The 18,799-nt window shown below is 40.0% G+C and carries 19 protein-coding genes; 9 read left to right on the top strand and 10 right to left on the bottom strand.

The window, feature by feature from the left end:
- Window positions 1–109: 109 nt before the first annotated feature.
- From QUG14_RS21925 to QUG14_RS21890, 9 genes are all read right to left on the bottom strand, one after another.
- The gene (locus QUG14_RS21925) at window positions 110–1,315 is read right to left on the bottom strand and encodes a hypothetical protein (RefSeq protein ID WP_289342563.1); all 1,206 of its coding nucleotides are present in this window, start codon (window positions 1,313–1,315) and stop codon (window positions 110–112) included.
- Window positions 1,315–1,785: an RNA polymerase sigma factor gene (locus QUG14_RS21920; protein ID WP_289342561.1), complete on the bottom strand. Its 471-nt coding sequence runs from the start codon at window positions 1,783–1,785 to the stop codon at window positions 1,315–1,317. The genes QUG14_RS21925 and QUG14_RS21920 overlap by 1 nt, the downstream gene beginning before the upstream one ends.
- Window positions 1,786–2,022: 237 nt before the next feature.
- A complete protein-coding gene (locus QUG14_RS21915) occupies window positions 2,023–2,994 on the bottom strand; it encodes a ring-cleaving dioxygenase (RefSeq protein WP_289342559.1) in 972 nt (323 codons plus the stop codon).
- A 204-nt stretch (window positions 2,995–3,198) separates the two neighbouring features.
- Window positions 3,199–3,669 carry a hypothetical protein gene (locus QUG14_RS21910; RefSeq protein ID WP_289342558.1) on the bottom strand — a complete coding sequence of 157 codons (471 nt, stop codon included), beginning with the start codon at window positions 3,667–3,669 and terminating at the stop codon, window positions 3,199–3,201.
- Window positions 3,670–3,868: 199 nt separating this feature from the next.
- Window positions 3,869–4,390, bottom strand: a complete 522-nt coding sequence (locus tag QUG14_RS21905; protein ID WP_289342557.1) for a DUF6241 domain-containing protein — start codon at window positions 4,388–4,390, stop codon at window positions 3,869–3,871.
- Window positions 4,391–4,680: 290 nt separating this feature from the next.
- Window positions 4,681–4,986, bottom strand: a complete 306-nt coding sequence (locus QUG14_RS29810) for a DUF5658 family protein (protein WP_353961112.1) — start codon at window positions 4,984–4,986, stop codon at window positions 4,681–4,683.
- Between the two features lie 285 nt (window positions 4,987–5,271).
- Window positions 5,272–8,343: an efflux RND transporter permease subunit gene (locus QUG14_RS21900; protein ID WP_289342556.1), complete on the bottom strand. Its 3,072-nt coding sequence runs from the start codon at window positions 8,341–8,343 to the stop codon at window positions 5,272–5,274.
- A gap of 202 nt (window positions 8,344–8,545) precedes the next feature.
- A complete protein-coding gene (locus QUG14_RS21895; RefSeq protein ID WP_289342555.1) occupies window positions 8,546–8,839 on the bottom strand; it encodes a hypothetical protein in 294 nt (97 codons plus the stop codon).
- A 164-nt stretch (window positions 8,840–9,003) separates the two neighbouring features.
- Entirely contained in the window at window positions 9,004–9,897 is an 894-nt protein-coding gene (locus QUG14_RS21890; RefSeq protein WP_289342553.1) for a GNAT family N-acetyltransferase, read from the bottom strand.
- A gap of 149 nt (window positions 9,898–10,046) precedes the next feature.
- Here QUG14_RS21890 and QUG14_RS21885 point away from each other — a divergent pair, with 149 nt between their 5' ends.
- The 9 genes from QUG14_RS21885 (at window position 10,047) to QUG14_RS21845 (ending at window position 17,780) form a co-directional block, all read left to right on the top strand.
- Window positions 10,047–10,469, top strand: coding sequence for a VanZ family protein (locus tag QUG14_RS21885; RefSeq protein ID WP_289342551.1), 423 nt, complete (start codon window positions 10,047–10,049; stop codon window positions 10,467–10,469).
- A gap of 95 nt (window positions 10,470–10,564) precedes the next feature.
- Window positions 10,565–11,095 (top strand): NUDIX hydrolase, encoded by a 531-nt coding sequence (locus QUG14_RS21880; protein ID WP_289342549.1) that lies wholly within the window; start codon window positions 10,565–10,567, stop codon window positions 11,093–11,095.
- Between the two features lie 214 nt (window positions 11,096–11,309).
- Window positions 11,310–11,813, top strand: coding sequence for an Lrp/AsnC family transcriptional regulator (locus QUG14_RS21875; protein WP_289342548.1), 504 nt, complete (start codon window positions 11,310–11,312; stop codon window positions 11,811–11,813).
- Window positions 11,813–13,021 (top strand): aminotransferase, encoded by a 1,209-nt coding sequence (locus QUG14_RS21870; RefSeq protein WP_289344208.1) that lies wholly within the window; start codon window positions 11,813–11,815, stop codon window positions 13,019–13,021. The genes QUG14_RS21875 and QUG14_RS21870 overlap by 1 nt, the downstream gene beginning before the upstream one ends.
- A 165-nt stretch (window positions 13,022–13,186) precedes the next feature.
- Complete coding sequence (locus QUG14_RS21865; RefSeq protein ID WP_289342547.1) at window positions 13,187–14,095, top strand: DMT family transporter; 909 nt, start codon at window positions 13,187–13,189, stop codon at window positions 14,093–14,095.
- A gap of 105 nt (window positions 14,096–14,200) precedes the next feature.
- Window positions 14,201–14,953: an SPOR domain-containing protein gene (locus QUG14_RS21860; protein ID WP_289342546.1), complete on the top strand. Its 753-nt coding sequence runs from the start codon at window positions 14,201–14,203 to the stop codon at window positions 14,951–14,953.
- A gap of 156 nt (window positions 14,954–15,109) precedes the next feature.
- Window positions 15,110–16,339: an ATP-binding protein gene (locus QUG14_RS21855; RefSeq protein WP_289342545.1), complete on the top strand. Its 1,230-nt coding sequence runs from the start codon at window positions 15,110–15,112 to the stop codon at window positions 16,337–16,339.
- Between the two features lie 315 nt (window positions 16,340–16,654).
- Window positions 16,655–17,299: an MOSC domain-containing protein gene (locus tag QUG14_RS21850; protein WP_289342544.1), complete on the top strand. Its 645-nt coding sequence runs from the start codon at window positions 16,655–16,657 to the stop codon at window positions 17,297–17,299.
- A 184-nt stretch (window positions 17,300–17,483) separates the two neighbouring features.
- The gene (locus tag QUG14_RS21845; protein ID WP_289342543.1) at window positions 17,484–17,780 is read left to right on the top strand and encodes a c-type cytochrome; all 297 of its coding nucleotides are present in this window, start codon (window positions 17,484–17,486) and stop codon (window positions 17,778–17,780) included.
- A gap of 22 nt (window positions 17,781–17,802) precedes the next feature.
- Here QUG14_RS21845 and QUG14_RS21840 read toward each other — a convergent pair whose 3' ends face one another.
- A complete protein-coding gene (locus QUG14_RS21840) occupies window positions 17,803–18,783 on the bottom strand; it encodes a 2-hydroxyacid dehydrogenase (RefSeq protein WP_289342542.1) in 981 nt (326 codons plus the stop codon).
- Window positions 18,784–18,799 lie beyond the last annotated feature (16 nt).

Raw genomic sequence — 18,799 nt, 5'->3', positions numbered from 1 at the left:
CAGTGATTTATAAATGGTGACAGGCACCGCTACTTCTCAAAAGAAAAACCCCAAGCGAGATCTTTCGCTTGGGGTTTTGTTTGGCTGTCCACTGTTGATTTGGGTAGTTTTATAATGATAGTTCTCCTATGTTTTGGAGTGTATTTCCGGTTTCTTCTTTTCCTTTTTCTACTTCTATTGTACCTGTATTTAATCGAATGACATTTTGAAGGATGCCTTTAAATTTCTTTTCCCGAACAATAACTTCACCCAGAACGTCTAACGTTGAAACTTTGGATCGAAGTGCCTCTTCACTTACATCGCCATCAAGAATGAGCTGTCCATTGACAATCAAGGTAACCGGCTGATCTAAGGCGAGGAATTGGTCGTTCGTCCACACTTCTTCCCCATCAATCAAGATAAAATTATTTTCGTAAGGCAATACTTCTGTTTCCATTAGACTTAAACGTTCATAGACTAGGTCTTCGATTTCTTCGGGGCAAATGATGACGGAAGTAGAGTAGATTTTTTCGACTGCTTTCGTTAACATTTCTCTTGAAACGTCACTCTCGATAATGACAGGTTTATTTGTATACCATTTTTTCTTTTGGAAACGGCGAATGGAACGGGCATTTAAGCGAAGCGGTTTTGCCAAGACTTCATACCCTTCAGGAATCACTTCTACTATACAAGTTGTTAAAGAAGATACCTTTTTATATAAATACACTTCTTGATTTTCATGGAGCGATATTTTTCCATTTACCTCCAACTTGTTGATTTTCTCATTAAACTGGTCGAGATTAAGATCCTGTGCAAATGTAAGTAGCCCATTAACCACTAAGTATAATGGTTCCTCTACTGATTGTAAGAAAGAGTTTGTCAATGTGAATTTACCATTTTCTAACCTTGGCGGCGCACCGTGATAGGTTTCAACTGCTCCAGTGCCCTTTGAAAGCAATTTACCTGCAACACCCGACAGATGTGAAGGACTATAGACTGTACCGTTTACAACCAAATTTAATTGCCCGGATTGGACCTGGTCTGCCTGAACATTTTTATCAATAATCACAACGCCGTTTACCAGCAGAAACACCGGTTCGACAATCGAAGAAAGATAGTTGTGATCAAGTGTAAAAACCCCATTAAAAAGACGGTAACCAACTGGAATCTCTAGACTCGATCCGATATTACCGATATTTAACTTTGTTAAAAGATGTGCATTTTCTTTTCCATAGAGTACGAGTCCTACGTTCTCTATCCGTTCTACACCTTTAATACTTTCTTCCGTTGCATTCACCAAATTTAATAATCCTACATTTCCAATTCGTTGACTCATTATTTTTCCTCCTCCAAAATCGTTCTTAACTTCTTGATTGCAAGATGAAGCTTGTAGCGAACAGTAGACGCGGGAATCTTTAACTGCTCACCGATTTCCTGACTTGAAAGCCCCAACCAATATCTTTTAAAAATAAGATCACTTAATTCCTGTGGCAGGTGAGAAAGTAACTCTGTTACTTCCAAGTGACTGACACCAGCCTCTTGGATGGAAAAATCAAGGTCTTCCTCCCATTGTGTCAGCCGCTGCTCTTTTCGCCGATCATCAATCAGCCTGTTTTTCATGACTCGGAAAAACCAGGCCCGCTGTTTATAGTCTGGTAAACCAAGAAGCTGTGGTTCGTTAAGCGATTTTACCATTGCGTCCTGAACTAGGTCATTCGCTTCCTGCCCATGTCTAGCAATGGATTTCGCAAAGCGGAACAAATCATCTTTTAGTTTTTCATATAAATCACTCACTCCCACGTTCACATGGATCACTCACTTTTATTCATTTTTATTTTTCAAGGAATTCATTGTAATGCGTTGAGAAATTTCATTGTTTTAGCCGCTTTCATGTAGATAACGATTGAGGAAAGAAAAGTGTTGGAGAATTTTTAAAAAATTTTTTTTAAAACTTAACTAGTGGATTTTTCTATAGATTAATACATTGAGAAGGTTGTGCCAACAAAAAGACAAGGCACCAGACCTTGTCTCCCATAAAAAAGTTTATTTTTCTAAATCTAATGGTCTTAACTTAGCCTCAATGTCTGCCCTGCGGGGCTCCAAGAATGGTGGGAGTGCAAGCTTTTCCCCTAATGTTTCAACGGGCTCGTCCACATCAAACCCAGGTGTATCGGTTGATAATTCGAAAAGGATATGATTCGGTTCTCTGAAATAAAGAGCCTTGAAATAGTAGCGCTCCACTTTACCTGAATTCATTAGGCCCGATGAAGCAATTCGCTGTGCCCAATATTCATATTCTTCCTCATTCGGAACGCGAAATGCAACGTGATGAACACTGCCACGGCCAGCACGCACCCTCGGTAAATCTGGTCTGGTCTCGATATGCACCTCCGCACCTGGCCCGCCCTCACCTGTTGTAAATACTTGAATAGGTGGGAAATCCCCAGCAAGCGACGGATAAGTGCCTGCCGGTTTAAAGCCCATCACATCCGTTAAAACATTAACCGTTTTGTCAGGTACTGCGACAGTTAAGGTAACTGGGCCCAACCCAATGATGGCATTTTCAACGGGGACATGACTTTTATCCCAAGGTATACCTGGACGTACTCCCTCTTCACCATTATCGGCCACTAAAACTAAACGTGTTCCCTCAAAATCCTGAAAGGCCAAAGAATCACGATTATTCCGTTTCTCAATCTGACCGTGCTGAATATTAAACTGCTTAAAACGTTCCACCCAATATTGGAGTGCAATAGTATCTTTAACTCGAAGTGAGGTGGACGAAATACTTCCGACCCCAGGATAGGTATGACCCAATCCAGGAATATCAAAGAACGTAATCTCCGTCCCTGGACTTCCCTTTGCATCACCATAAAACAAATGATAAGACTCGGTGTTATCCTGATTCACCGTTTTCTTTACCAATCTCAAACCTAAAATCTTTGTATAAAATTGAAAGTTCCTCTCAGCCTTACCCGTTAGTATCGAAACATGGTGTAAACCTAACAACTCCATTGAATAGCCTCCTAACCGAACTTCAATACAATATCATGCGTGAATAATTATCTCGAATTCAAGATAATTATACCCAAATCAACCCCACACGTCAACCTTTCCCCACCATCGCTTAGTTTACTGACTGTCCACCCCGCGTGGACAAAATGGTCGATTTGTCCACGGGCGGTGCCTGTCACCGTTTGAGTATCACCATTACAAAAGCTACTGATTATAATCCCAAAGTATTCTCCACTCATCTTTTTCTTGTACAGCAAAGACCTCTTGTTCGAGGTCAAAGTTTCCGTATTTTCCTTTATAAGTTTGGGTAACGAGGATTTTGTATACGTTTTTGAATTCAGGTCCTGTTTTTGACATTTTCCACTGGTCGATTTTTTCTGGCCCACTCAATGTAAAGTTGAATGTTTCGACCCCAAAGTGGTTCATGAAAACATGAGCCCGATCTTGGATATAAAAACCTTTGCTGAATCTTTCCTTCATGGTTGAATGAAAAAGTTTCCAGGATGCGGAAAACTCTCCTTCTTGTTCATACAAATAAAACTCTTCCACCACAGCAGCTGCCTCTTTCTCGGGCGAAGACCAAGCACCTTTTATAAACATTATTACAATAACGATACCAACTAACAACACCATTCCCATTAAAAGAACCTTAAAAGACGCAGATTTCCTAGGCATGTTCCTCTCCTTTAATACAGACTCCCCGTACTAAAGACTATGTCCATCCACGTCCAATTATTAATTTAGTTGGACCGCATATACTTATTTACGTGTTAAAAATCCATCCGACTGTCCACCTGAGGTGGACAGTGTCCACGAGCGGTGACAGGCACCACTATAGTGGCACCACTAATGAGTCACCATCTATTGCACCAACCTATCGGAATTCTTCTTCTATGTATTTTAGTTCTTCCTCAGGGGTGAGGAGTCGGGTTGCTTTGCCGATGTTGCCTTTTTGGTAGGACCAAATTTTGTTGTGAGCGCTTACTGACTTGCTGAAGTCTTGATTTGTCCATGGTTCTAGTATTTCTAGCAGCATTTGTTTGTTATTGCTGTTTTTAAATTCTTTGTTTCTTATCACTTCATATAACAACTGGACCTTATCGGCGGTGATTTCTGAGGCACCCCATTTTTTATCGGCCTTTACCTTTTGATGGGTCATATTGTGAACTTCTTGGATTAGTTCCCCTTCACCCATTGTTTCATATTTTTCGGTAACTTTGCTTGATACTGGGGCCGCAAATCCTTTTTCGATGATTGTTTGTGCCTCTTTTGTCGTTACAGGATCATTTTTCTTTAAAGTCATTTTTTGCCCACTATCATTACCTAAATAAAAGTAGACTCCCACGATACAAGCCAGAATCCCAAAGATAGAACCCGCAATCCCAAACTTCTTCATGGCGCTCCCTCCCCTTCACATAAAAATTATGTATCTTTTTATCTCTCTTTTGTGAATTCCTAATTTCTATTAATTATACAAAATTATGTCAGATAGATACACTTTTTGTTTAATTAAGGATATCTTTTCAAAAAAATAGAAGTAATTCTAGGAGGAGGGAAAGAGATAACCATCATATCAATCACGATGTTCTATGGGGCAATTTCCTTGTAAAAAAATTCAGAATAAATTACTAAACTACTAATCCTGACTAGAAAATATACCTTCCTCCATCCAATGGGCCGGCACCTTTAAATAAGGACAACAATCCACCAGCAGTGGAGAAAAAATATTACGGTATAAAAGCTTGTAGCAAAGACCGTCAATCCCTTTGTGAGAGAGGAACTTGGTACTTTTTTAAAAAGAATAAAAAGGTAAAGGCATAGCGAAAATGCCAGTTTGGTAATCAGGAACAATACGGGACTAGCTTCATATATTTTACTCATTAATGGGTTCATTTCCTGTATGAATGAGTTTTCCAGACCAAAGTAAGTAATAAAGGCATCAAAAATATTTAATAGCGATAAATAATGAAAGAGTAACACCACTGCACCCATCACCTCAAAAAGTTCCTAATAACGAACATCTTATAGTTTTCCTTTTTGAAGGTGTGATATCCTTCCAATTGAATTGTAAAACGTTAGACAATTTCCCCTATAATCCCCTTATATATCAACTTATCAACAAAAATTCCCCTTTTATGAATAAAAGTAACTGTCATATTGTGTTAAAATCAGGAAAGTAATAATCTGTATGAGGTAGGTGCTTTAACCAAAACTTTTTTAAAAAAATAAAGGCTCAGATACCGATTTGCTCTGAGCCTTTATTCTGGGATTTTTTCACTATAAAGTTTTACCGGAGCGGGCAGTGCCTTGACCATCAAAATAACTATAAATAACAGGGACAACAATCAAAGTCAGTAACGTACTGCTAATCATTCCTCCGATGACCGTTATTCCCATTGGCTGATTGATTTCAGTTCCTTCGCCAATCCCGAGTGCAAGCGGAACTAGTCCAAGAATGGTGGTAAGGGCAGTCATAAAAATCGGTCTTGCCCGATCTCTTACCGACTCCACAATTGCCTCATGAGTGCCCATTCCGCTCTCCTTTTTCTGATTGATAAAGTCAACTATGACAATGGCGTTATTCACGACAACCCCCGCTAGGACAATGACCCCAATAATAACAGTGAGGCCAATCGGAGTCCTCGACCCCGCCAAAGCAAGCGCCACCCCAATCACCATCAGAGGAACGCTAAACATAATCACAAACGGGTATTTTAGTGATTCAAATTGCGCCGCCATCACCAAATAGATAAATAGGATGGCAAGAATCAGCGCGAGGATCATTTCATCGATGGAGGAATCAAGCAATTCTTTCTCACCACTAAACACAATCACCGCTTCCTCCGGGAGGTTGAGGGAAGCAATTTCCTTCTCGACCTTTTTTGAGATCGCCCCTAAATTGGTTGTTGATTTATATTTCAGCGTAAATTGCACTGCACCCTGCTGATTAATTCTATGAATATCGACCGGACCATTTTTTGTATCAATTGTGGTTACCTCTTTGAGCCTTACATAACTGCCATCTGGTTTCTTAATTAATAAACCTTTAAGCTGTTCAAGATTACTTGTAATTTCTCGGTCATATTCAACAAATACACTATAGATATCACCTTTTTCCGTAACCATTTGTGTAGCCTTCATGCCACGAGTCACATCATTTACAATCATGGCAATCTGAGCAGGAAGCAGTCCATGTCTTAGTGCCGCCTCGCGATTAACGGTCACTTGAATTTCGTCTACCTTTTCCATCAGATCCGTTGTTAATTCATTCACATCTTTTAGGTTCTTTACTCGATTGTAGATTTTATCTACCGAATCTGTTAGGCGTGCTTTACTAGAGTCTCTAACACTAAAGTTAAGTGTATGTGGATTGGACCCAGTTGAGGACTGCAAAATAAAAGAAAGCTTCGCGGTATCGTTTGCTTCACGTGCTGCCTCCTCCAACTCATCTTTTATCTTATCGACAAACCTAAAGGTAGTCTGCTTACGCTGATTCAAATCCTTCATTTTAATATAAAGTTCACCTACATTTGCATTTCTTGCTCCCCTGAAGGTACCTTCTTGGGTTGTACCAATTAAACTAACATACGTGTCGACATCATGTTTATTCTCTAATTTCTTTTCTAGAGCGGTCATGACTTTTTCTGTTTCAATTAGAGCTGCTCCGTTTTCAAGTTCAATTTTCACACTAAAAAAACCTTCATCCGTACTGGGCAAAAACTGTGTTCCCACTGTTGTTAAGCCAAATATTCCAATGACAAGCAAGGATAAAGTGATCAGTAAAACGGCTTTTCTGTGCTGCAAACTCCAGTGAACAGATTTCTCAATTCTTTTTAACCAGCTATTCTTCTGCCTTCTGTTATATAGAGTCTTTTCTGGGACGAGTAATAATCGGCTTGCCAACATCGGCACCACTGTCAAAGCAACCACTAGGGAAGCAAATAAACTAAACGAGATGGTAAGGGCAAATTCAGTAAAAAGCTCGCCAATTAACCCTGAAATAAATACCACTGGTAGAAATACAGACACGGTTGTTAACGTCGACGCCGTAATCGCTGCTCCTACTTCTTTCGTACCTTCTAGCGCAGCAACCTTTGGGGCTTTCCCCATTGAAAGATGACGGTAAATATTTTCAATCACCACAATTGAGTTATCAACAAGCATCCCTATGCCAAGCGCAAGTCCTCCTAGGGTCATGATATTTAAAGTGAAATCAGCAAAATACATCAAAACAAACGTAACGATCACAGAATACGGAATCGCGATTCCGATGATAAGCGGACTTTTTATATTTTTTAAAAATAAAAACAGCACAGCCATCGCTAATGCCCCGCCAACCAGCAGCGAAGTTGAAATATTCTTGATGGCCATCTGGATGTACTCCCCTTGGTCAAAGAGAATCTCCGATTGGACACCTTTATATTTTTCTTTTTCAAGAAGCTTGTCCAGTTGTTGAATAAATTCCTTTGACACGGCAGCCGTATTTGAATTCGATTGCTGCAGTACACTTAACAGAACTGAAGGTGCTTGATTTGTTCGCGTGATTGTCCTGTCATCTGCCTTGGTAAGTTCAACGGTACTGACGTCTTTCAGTTTGATTTGTGCACCAGTCATGGGATTGACACCGATTGTTAAACTCTCAAGGGTAGGAATTGAATCAATTCTGCTGATAATCCTAGTAGTAAGCTCTTTTCCCTCGGTTAAAATCGTGTCACCTGGTAAAGAGATATGATTGGCTTTAATGATATCAACGACATCTGAATGGCTAAGGTGATAATTCTTCAACTTTTCTTGATTTAACTCTACTCGTATCTCTTTTATCGAGGTCCCTGAAAGATTAACACTCGCCACTCCGACTACCTTGGTTAGTTCCAGTTTTAATTGTTCTGCGAGCTCTCTTAATGACTCCTCATCCTTGTCTGAACGAAGTGAAAGCTGAATAATTGGAAACATAGAAGGATCAAATTTCAAAAAACGAGGTTTGCCTACATCCTCAGAAAGTGGTGTCATATCGAGCCTTTGAATAACCTCATTCTGAATTTCATCAATATCCGTAGTCCACGAAAATTGCATGATAATGAATGTTGCACCTTCCTGTGATGAGGAAGTTAACGTTTTTATGCCAGGCAGTGTGGCAAGATTCTCCTCTAATGGTTTCGTTACCTTTTCGACTACCTCTTCCGGACTAGCACCCGGATAAGTAGTGACAACGACTCCAACCGGCGGACTAATCTCAGGAATCAGTTTCATTGGAATCTTCATTAGCGAAACTCCGCCCAAAATCAAAACAAGAAACATCGTAACAAGAGTAAAAACAGGGCGCTTAATCGAAAACGCACTAATCCCCAACCTTAAAACCCCCTTTCGCGCAAAAAAACCAGTCCATAAATACAGTATTTTCCAACATCCCAATATTAAACATCACCATATGTCGTTCTATGGGACTATGGTGCCTGTCACCACAAAATTCAGTGTCACCGCTCAAGCAAAAGAGAAGTACCGATTGGCACTTCTCTCTACTTGCTATGTTGTTTCCGTATGGATTTGCTTTTTACAGTTTCCATTTTGGGAAGTCTTTTACTTTTAGTTTTTCATACTCTGTCATTCTAGAGTATGAGTGTGACAGTTTTGAAAGGATGTATCCTTGAGGGCTAGCGGTTTCGTCCTGATCATTAACCTCTTGAAGCTTAATATTAGTAAACATAATGGCTATTTGAGCTAAACTCTCGATCGTGTCCATCAACTCAGGGTTATCATTGTAATTTTTCTTAGCAATTGCATAAACAGTGTCAAGACGGCTCCTTATATGCTTTAGCGTTTCTGCATCAAATTGGTCTTTTTTCATTACATTTCACCCCTTATTACTAAAGCATATGGAACTTTACGGTATATGGAACGTAATTAAATAAATAAAAATAATGAAGAATAAACTGTTTTAATAGAAAAATTATATTTCCGCTAAAAAAAGGCATTTTCTCGCGTAAATCTGAGAAATGCCTTTTTTCAAATTTATAAAAAATATTCGTAACAAACAACGGCCTCTACCTGTTTAAAGCCCTCTTGAAGATAAAGTGCCTGTGCCCGCTCATTCTCCCCATTTACACTGAGGATGGTTCGATTATAGCCCTTTTCCTTAGCAAACTTTAAGGCAGTCCTAAGCAAAATTCTGCCTAATCCGCGTCCCTGGTACTCAGGAATCACCGCGACCGGTCCGATATTCATGATTGGAGCATTTTCATATTCATCATCTGCTCCTCTAATTACTCCTACAGGCTTTCCCTGATGGAAAAGAAGCATCATACCTCCTTCAAGGTAATCCTCATCATGAAGCAGCTTTGTCACTCCATCGGTAGTAATAGGCGTTTCGCTGCCTTTTAAAGTAGCAAAAGCTGCATTTCGAACCTTAGCCCAATTTTCTTCATCTTGTCCTCTTTGAAAGGCCTTCATCTCATATCCTTCTGCAAGATTAGCTTCAGGGACGTCCGAATCCTCTCTCATAAGGAGAAAGGCGTACCTTTCCAAAGAGAAATTTAAACCTTGGATGATTTCTATCAATTTATTATTTACAACAGGAATAAATAAAAACACCTTATCAAGGTCTGCTGTCTGTTTTAAAACTGCCTGCAGCAGCTGTTCATAGAGTTGGAGATCATCAACTTCACAGTGAAAAATCCGAAAACGCGCTCTTCTCCCTCGTTTATGGTAATCATCCATCACCAACGAAGCAGCACCAACAATTTCATCCTGCTGATTTAGGATGACAAAAGTTGGATTCTCTTCACTAACCTCAAAGTCTCTTAATTCAAAATCATACAAGTAAGAATCATCAACCAGCTTCCGATGCTTCTTACAATACACCACAAAGTCATGAACTCTTACATTCTCTATAGCTGCCACCCTCATCCCTGCGTCCCCCTAAACAATGGTGCCAACAATGGTGCCTGTCACCATTTATGCAATATCCCTTCAATTATACATAATTTACAGCCATTTTATGCACATGTATGAAACTACTTGTATCCGTCAAACTTGTTAGTTGAGGAGGATGAGCGATGAGGAGTTTGTTTATTTTTATTTGGTGCAGCGCTATTTTGATTTTAACTAGTACTGCCAGCTTTCATGATTTGATTCATTTTGGGGTCGTGAGCTTTCAATGGGATTCCTCCCCATCTTATTCTGCGTTCTTTTCACCGTTTCCCGCTGGCATTTCCAGAGATTTAATGGTTCAAAAGCTTGGACATGTAGTCGTTTTTCTTGTTCTAACTGTTCTGTTGTTGACAAAATTCAGGTCAAACTTACTCATCCTATTTATGGCCGCCTCTTTTGCCGCCCTTACTGAAGTTCTACAATTACATTTCACCCGTGGTGGAAGGCTTTTTGATATTGGCTTTGATTTAACAGGGATTTTGATTGCAATAGGGATAGCTAGGTTCTTTAGGATAAAACAAAAAAGACAACTCGATTTAGGAAATTAAGACTATTAATACCAGCTACCCCACCTTTTTCCTTGAATTTCATCTAGTCTTAAGCAAAAATTAATCTATTAGCACATACGAAAGAGGTGTTTTAGGTGGAATGGAAAATTAATAACGTTCAAAAAGACACAATAGACCGATTTGAAATTGTGCAGGAAGACGTCACCCTGCCAAATCATACAGATATGCATTTCTCTTATGTGAATTTCTCAAAAGGAGTGTGTATACTGCCAATAACGGAGGATGGAAAGGTCATTTGTATTCGGCAATATCGCCATGCTGTCAAAGACTGGCAATGGGAATTGCCTGCTGGCGCCATTGATTCAGACGATATCGAACCCCTTTCTGCAGCAAAAAGAGAGCTAGAGGAAGAAACAGGCTACCAGGCAAATCACTGGATAGATTTAGGCAGTGTTTACCCCTCACCTGGATCCACGAGTGAACAGATATTTCTTTTTGCCGCTACCGACCTGATAAAGAAGGAGCAACAATTAGAAGCAACAGAACAAATAGACATACATACCATCGAAATGGACAAATTAAATCAGTTAATTAATAATGGGGAATTCAGACACGGAGCAGGGCTCGCAGCTATCCTTCGTTACCTAGTAAAAAAACAACAGTAATATCCAAAAGGGTTTTCAGCACAACATGTGCCAAAACCCTTATTTCATTCAACCTAACTAAGGAACAGGCAACTGTCCACCTCACACGGACAAATACACCCATTTGTCCACGAGTGGTGACAGGCACCTGAAGAGGCACCATATTATATTTTATTTATTCTAACAATGATGTATTATAGTAATATTAAATTTGAACGTTATGAGGGGGATTTAAATGAGGTTGTCTGGTGAGGAGTTAGAGGTTCTTTCGATTTTGGAGGAGAGCCATAGGGTTTCGGTGGAGGATATTGCTTTGATGGTTAGTTCGAGTGTGGAGAATGTTACGGCTATCATTAAGAAGCTAGAGGATGAGAAGGTCATTGTTAGTTATCCGGCTTTGATTGACTGGAGTAAGGTGGCTGGTAAGGAAAATATTGTGGCGATGATTGATGTAAAAGTGACACCGAAACGCGGGGTTGGTTTCGATGAAGTGGCGGAAAGAATTTACCGCTTTCCTGAGGTTACCTCACTTTATCTCATGTCTGGAGCCTATGATTTATCGATTACCATTGAAGGAAAAACAATGAGTGAGATCGCTAGATTTGTGTCGGAAAAGCTATCAACCATTGATAATGTAATCTCTACGACCACTCATTTCATGTTAAAAAAATACAAACATGATGGTGTCATCTTTGGCGATAACAATGAAAAAGACCGTAGAATGGTGGTTTCACCATGATGAAGGAACATCAACACTATTTATCGGAGATGGTAAAAGAACTAAAACCATCTGGAATTAGGAAGTTTTTTGACCTGGCTGCTTCCATTAAAGGAGTCATTTCTTTAGGGGTCGGTGAGCCGGACTTTATTACTCCGTGGAGCATTCGGGAAGCAGCAATTCTTTCATTAGAAGAAGGCTATACTTCTTACACGGCCAATCCCGGTTTACTAGAATTAAGGGAGGAAATTTCCTTCTACTTAAATCGACGATTTGGTGTAAAGTATAATCCTGTCGACCAAGTAATCGTGACAGCCGGTGCTAGTCAGGCGATTGACCTATCTTTCCGTGCTATTTTGAACCCGGGAGACGAAGTATTGATTATTGAACCTGCTTTCGTTTCTTATGCGCCATTAGTCACCTTGGCAGGCGGGAAGCCAATACCAGTCTCAACACACCCTAGTAATGGCTTTAAACTTACACCCGAACAAATCGAAAATGCTATTACCAGTCGGACAAAAGCAATATTGTTGTGTTCACCAAATAACCCAACGGGAACCTATCTAAACAAAGAAGAATTAACAAACCTTGCATCTGTAATCATAAAACACGACTTACTCGTCGTCTCGGATGAAATCTATGCAGAATTAACCTATGATGAAGAATATACAAGCTTTGCTTCTATTGAAGGCATGTACGAGCGAACCATCTTAATTAACGGCTTCTCAAAAGGATTTGCCATGACAGGCTGGCGATTAGGTTTCTTAGCTGCACCAAAACCATTCACAGAACAAATGGTAAAAATCTTACAATATACCACCATGTGTGCACCACATATGCTGCAGCATGGTGCCATCGAGGCTTTACGAAATACCTATCACGAAGTGGAAAGCATGAGAAGAAGTTACCGTAGAAGACGGAATTACATCGTTCAATCCTTAAACCATATTGGATTGGACTGCCACACTCCAGGTGGAGCATTCTATGTCTTCCCTTCTATTAAGAAAACTGGTATGACTTCTGAACAATTTGCTGAAGAACTTCTACTAGCAGAAAAAGTAGCAGTCGTACCTGGAAGTGCCTTTGGCGAGAGTGGCGAAGGCTATGTACGGTGCTCCTATGCGACTTCAATGGAACAACTACAAGAAGCCGTAAAACGAATGGAACGTTTCATGAATTCATTGGAAGAAAAGAAAAAGCATACCCAAGAGCTTTATACAAACAACTAATCACCTAAAAAACGTCAACCCCTCTTCGCAATATGGGATTGACGTTTTTTGTATGTCGCTGGTGAGTTTTGTTAGTATCTCCGGGTACGATATTTGTGATAAAATTCATTTAGATTTATTTCTATCAAATCCGTATCACCCATATATCCAGAAAAGAGGAAAGAAATGAACCAACAAGAGAATTCCAGATCTATTGTCTTACCGCTCACCATTTCGATTATTGCCATATCGTTTTCAGCAATCTTTGTAAAATGGTCAGACGCACCTGCATCGATATTGAGTATGTATCGCATGATGTTCGCAAGTCTATTAATGCTTCCTATCGTCTGGAAAAACCGCGAGGAAATTAAAAAAATCACAAAAAAGGATTGGACTTTTTTATTTTTTTCAGGCGTTTTTTTAGCTTTACACTTTGTCCTTTGGTTCGGTTCGTTAAAATTAACCACTGTTGCAAGTTCTACCATCATTCTTGCGCTGCAGCCTATTGTCTCACTAATCGGAGGGTACTTTCTATTTAAAGAACGAACAACGGCTTCCGCATTGATGACAATGGGAATTGCGATTATCGGCGCAATGATGATTGGCTGGGGTGACTTTGCTTTAAGCCGGGATGCTATTCTAGGAGACATCCTATCCTTTTTAAGTGTCATTGCCGTGGTTGGCTACCTAATGATTGGCCAAAGCATTGTAAAAAAAGTATCCCATTGGATTTATAGCTTTTGTGTGTTTTTCATTGCAACCATTGTTCTAACAATCTATAACGTAAGCGCAAATGTTGCTTTTAGCGGATACCCCGCAAAGGAATGGGGGATTTTCCTTTTACTTGCTACCGTACCTACAATAAGCCATATCATCAATAATTGGCTCTTAAACTATGTCAATGCTACAACGATTTCCATGAGTATATTAGGTGAACCCGTGGGAGCATCGATATTAGCCGTTATTATGCTAAATGAGCATCTAGCTAACTGGCAAATTGCAGGTGGAATGCTCGTCCTCCTCGGTGTCTTTTTCTTTTTAATACAACAGCAAAAAAAGATTCATATTAAAGGAACCGTTAATAGCGGAACATAATGAAACCTCCACCAGGGGGGTTTTCTTTTTCTTCAGGCAATTGTCCATCGACACCCCCCTCTCTTTCTCATAACATAAAGAGAAACTATAAATGGAGGAGATGAAATGTATAAAGTATTTGCCGGATCATTCAAGTCAAGAGAAAATGCACAGGAGCGAGTTACCTTCCTGCGTTCAAGAGGAATCCAATCCTTTATCGTTACCACAATAATCTCGGGCGAGACTTGGTACCGAGTCCAAGCCGGTGCATTTTCTACTAGGGACAACGCCCAAAGGCAAGTGTCAGAAATCAAAGCAAAGACAGGAATAACTGCTTTCATAGCAACAGAAACTGCTGCCTCCAGTACTAGTACAACTCCACGCTCCATTGATCTAAACCCAACCACCATTTTGGGACCTACCCAACTCTCCGCTGAAAAAATGAATGAATATGTCAGAACGATCAACCCTAATGCTCCATTACTGGGAGATTATTATAAAACGTTAGGTGAATATTATGGCATAAGAGGCGATGTAGCTTTCGCCCAAGCCATGCACGAAACAGGCTATTTTCGGTTTACAGGCGATGTAAGGAATGGGCAAAACAACTTTGCAGGAATTGGTGCGACAGGTGGTGGTGCCCGAGGTGCCACCTTTAATACAGCTGAGGAAGGTGTACTTGCACATCTTCAGCATTTGTTTGCTTATGCTACCACTGCACCTTTACCAAATCGATACCCATTAGTTGATCCTCGCTTCCATCTTGTCAACCGTGGTTCTGCCACAACCTGGACCGCATTAAACGGAAAATGGGCTGTACCAGGAACCACATATGGTCAATCGATCTTAAGTTTATTTCAAAGAATGGCTCAATCGTAAAACTACCTTTTTAGTAACAAAAGCCAGCCTGGTTTCCTGGCTTTTGTTTTCACTTGTTAATCTTAATAAATGAATCTATTGCACTAATTTTCTATTAACTTTATCATGTTTCGTGATATGATAGTAACAAATTCAGATAATCATGGGGAAAAATGAATGAATAAATCGGGCCAAATAACACTCGTGTTAATTTCTGTACTTTTTTCTATTTTTCAAACCATTGTCAATCATGACGATATATTTACGGTAGACTTCCTTATTTTCACAACCATTGCCTGGCTCGTTGGCTGGCAATATGACCGGGCACGATTCTATGGAAAAAAAGCGCGTGACAGTGAAGATAACTATAAAAAATTAATAGATTCCCTGCCAAAAGCCGTTATTATTCACCAAGACCATAAGGTGATCTATGTGAATAAAGAAGCTGTAAAAATGATAGGTGCAACGCAAAAGGAAGAGGTAATTGGAACCTCGATACATAACTATCTTTTTCCGGAATATAAGGAACGACTAACCGAACGTTTGAAACAAGTAAAAAAAGAAAAACTTCCTTTAAACAATATCGAATACAAATTTATCCGGTTGGACGGTTCTCTCTTTGTCTTCGAAGGCGCTTCCATGTACATAACTTTCGAAGGAAAAGAGGCTATTTTGTCAATTGGAAAAGATATTACCGAAAGAAAAGCACAAACCGAGCAACTGCTGCAAAAATCGGAAAAATTAGCTCTCCTCGGCCAAATGGCTGCAGGCATTGCCCATGAAATTCGCAATCCGCTTACCTCCATTAAAGGATTCATTCAGCTATTCAAAATCGAGCATCATCGTGAAGAATACTATGATATTGTGTTATCCGAGCTAGACCGAATCAATAATATTGTCGGCGAATTTCTTGTCCTGGCAAAACCAACTGCGGCTGTTTTTGCAGAAAAAGATGTAAAAGATTTAATAAAAGATGTTGTAACTTTAATTAATACTCAATCTATTTTAAACAACGTACAAATTTTTGTAGAATTTGAATGTGACCTGCCTAAGATTAGCTGTGAGGAAAACCAGTTAAAGCAGGTTTTTATAAATATCCTCAAGAACTCCATCGAAGCCATGCCCCATGGCGGAAATATTGATGTGAGGGTGAAGGCAAAGGACGAGGACAAAATTTCGATCCTTATTATTGATCAGGGAGTTGGAATTCCAAAGGAACGCATTCCAACACTCGGTGAGCCCTTTTATACAACGAAGGAAAAAGGAACTGGCCTCGGTTTAATGACCTGTTATAAAATTATTGAAAGCCATAACGGTCTATTAACGGTTTCAAGTGAAGTAAATGAAGGAACTACAATTGAAATCCTTTTACCAACTATAACCCAGCGAGTATTTAGCCTTTCCTAACCCTCACCCAAATGAGGGTCTTTTTTTAATTAGCTTTGTTAAAACTAAATTGATATTGGCACTCTGTTGATTTACGCGGAAGGCACGAAGACTCCTGCGGGAGGACGGGGCAGGGGAGACCCCACAGGCACTTAAGCGCCGAGGCGGCTCCCGGACCGCCCGCGGAAAGCGAAGTGCCTCGTGACAGGTAAAAACCGCCTGTCCCTGCGATGATTATTCAAAGCAGTTTTCCTTAGTGGGCGGAAATCAACAGACAAATTTAACAAAGCCTTTCAATTAAATGTAGTAAAATGAACAACAAGGAGGGGATAAGCAATGAATAGTAGAGAATTGATTTTTTTAAGCAAGGGATTGCCGAAAAATAAGGTCTATAAGGATGAAGCCTATGTGTCCGGTATTTGGAAGGAACAATGTCAGGAGCTTGATGTAAGCTTTAATCAAATAACCGGTGATCAGGTTGCGAATCCTGAATATCATGGTGGTTCCGATCGAGTCGTTTGCGTGTATCCTTTTGAACATTATGCACATTGGGAAACTGTATTTGGTGAAACCTTACCTGCTTCTCCATTCGGAGAAAATTTAACAATAACAGGCATGAAGGAAGACCAGGTCTGTATTGGCGATGTTTTTCAGATAGGTGAGGCCGTCCTGCAGGTATCTCAAGGGCGATATCCATGCTCCACCATCAATAAACGCAATCATAACCATCTTCTTTTAAAAAGAATTATTGAGACAGGCTACACTGGATATTTTTTTAGAGTGCTGGAAGAAGGAAAAATAACAGCTGATTCCCGAATACATAAGCTGCTTTCACATCCTGCGCAGATAACTGTAGCCTCGGTCCATCATCTCTACTTCCATGACAAATCACCATCAATGGAAATGATAGAGAAAATATTGTCAGTCGAAGAGCTTGCCGGGCAATGGCGAAAGTATCTTCTTGAATTAAAAGATAAATAACCAAACTCCCAGGATTCTGCCTGGGAGTTTAGTATGTAAACAACCTTAGAAACTGTCCATATCCTTTCCGCTTCTAATTTTTCGTAAAAAACCATTTAAGAAATTTTAATCTTTCGTTTAGAAATATTTTAGTTTTATACCGTATTCTTTCCTTAACGAATTCGATTCATTAGGAGGAAACGTCGTGAAGCAACTTTGGATTGTTTTTGCTCTCTCATTACTAGTACTCTCGGGATGTTCATCGAATGCTGCTAATGCAAAAAGACCTACGGATGGAGGAGGCCTTTATAAATTCAGCTGTCTATCCTGTCATGGAGAAAACTTGGTAGGGGCAGCGGGACCTCCAGTTATTAACATGGGAAGTAAGTATTCAGAAGAAGAAATACTGAAATTACTAAACGATGGAGTCGGTATGATGCCAGGCGGACAATTATCAAAAGAGGAAGCTAAAACTGTTACAAAATGGCTATTAGAAAAATAACCAAAAAAGGTTAGGAAATCCCCTAACCTTTTTCTACCTGGCCATTAATTAAGTTTTTCGGCGTTTCACCCTGTAGACCCTGAATCAAATTTTCTGCAGCAAGTAACGACATCTTTAATCGGGTGTTTTTACTGGCACTTCCAATGTGTGGCAGCACAACGACATTCGGCAGGCTGAGCAGCGGGTGATCTGTTCTCACCGGCTCCTCTTCAAATACATCTAAACCCGCAGCCCAAATCGTCCCATTCTTTAATGCTTGATACAGGTCGTCTTCATTCACAATCCCTCCGCGAGCCGTATTAATCAAAGCAGCAGTTGGTTTCATAAGTAATAACTCTTTTGCACCAATATAATTTTTCGTCTCTGGTGTATAGGGTGTCAACACACAAACGAAATCTGATTTACGCAGCAAGGTTTCTTTATCTGCATACTCAATGCCGTACTGCTCCTCTGCTTCAAGCTTTCGGGTGCGGTTATGATATAAAATGTTCATATCAAATCCTCTTGCTCTTCTCGCTAAAGCCTCCCCAATCCTGCCTAATCCGAAAATTCCTAAGTTGGCTCCATAAATATCCTGCCCGGTTAATTGCATTGGCGACCATGTTTTCCAGCTGCCCTCTCGTAAATAATCAGAGGCTTCTACGAGTCTTCTTGCCGTTGCCATTAACAGCGCAAAGGTTAAATCCGCCGTTGTCTCCGTTAGAACTCCTGGTGTATTGGTGACCATAATCCTTCTTTCTGTCGCTGCCTCTACATCGATATTGTTATAGCCAACCGCCATATTACTAACGATTCTTAATCTCGTTCCTAAATGTAAAAGGTCCCGGTCGATGCTTTCTGTTAATAAACAATACAGGCCGTCCACCTCCTGTATTTCCTTCTCTAGTACATCTCTAGGTACAGGTTCCTCCTCCTTATCCCACATTTTCACTTCACATATTTCAGATAACCTAATAACCACTGTTTCCGGAAGCTTCCTTGATATGTAGATTTTTGGTTTCATTTTGATCACTCCTTTA

This window comes from Neobacillus sp. CF12 (genome assembly GCF_030348765.1).
Taxonomy (GTDB): domain Bacteria; phylum Bacillota; class Bacilli; order Bacillales; family Cytobacillaceae; genus Neobacillus.
This window is presented reverse-complemented; position numbering and strand designations above follow the sequence as displayed.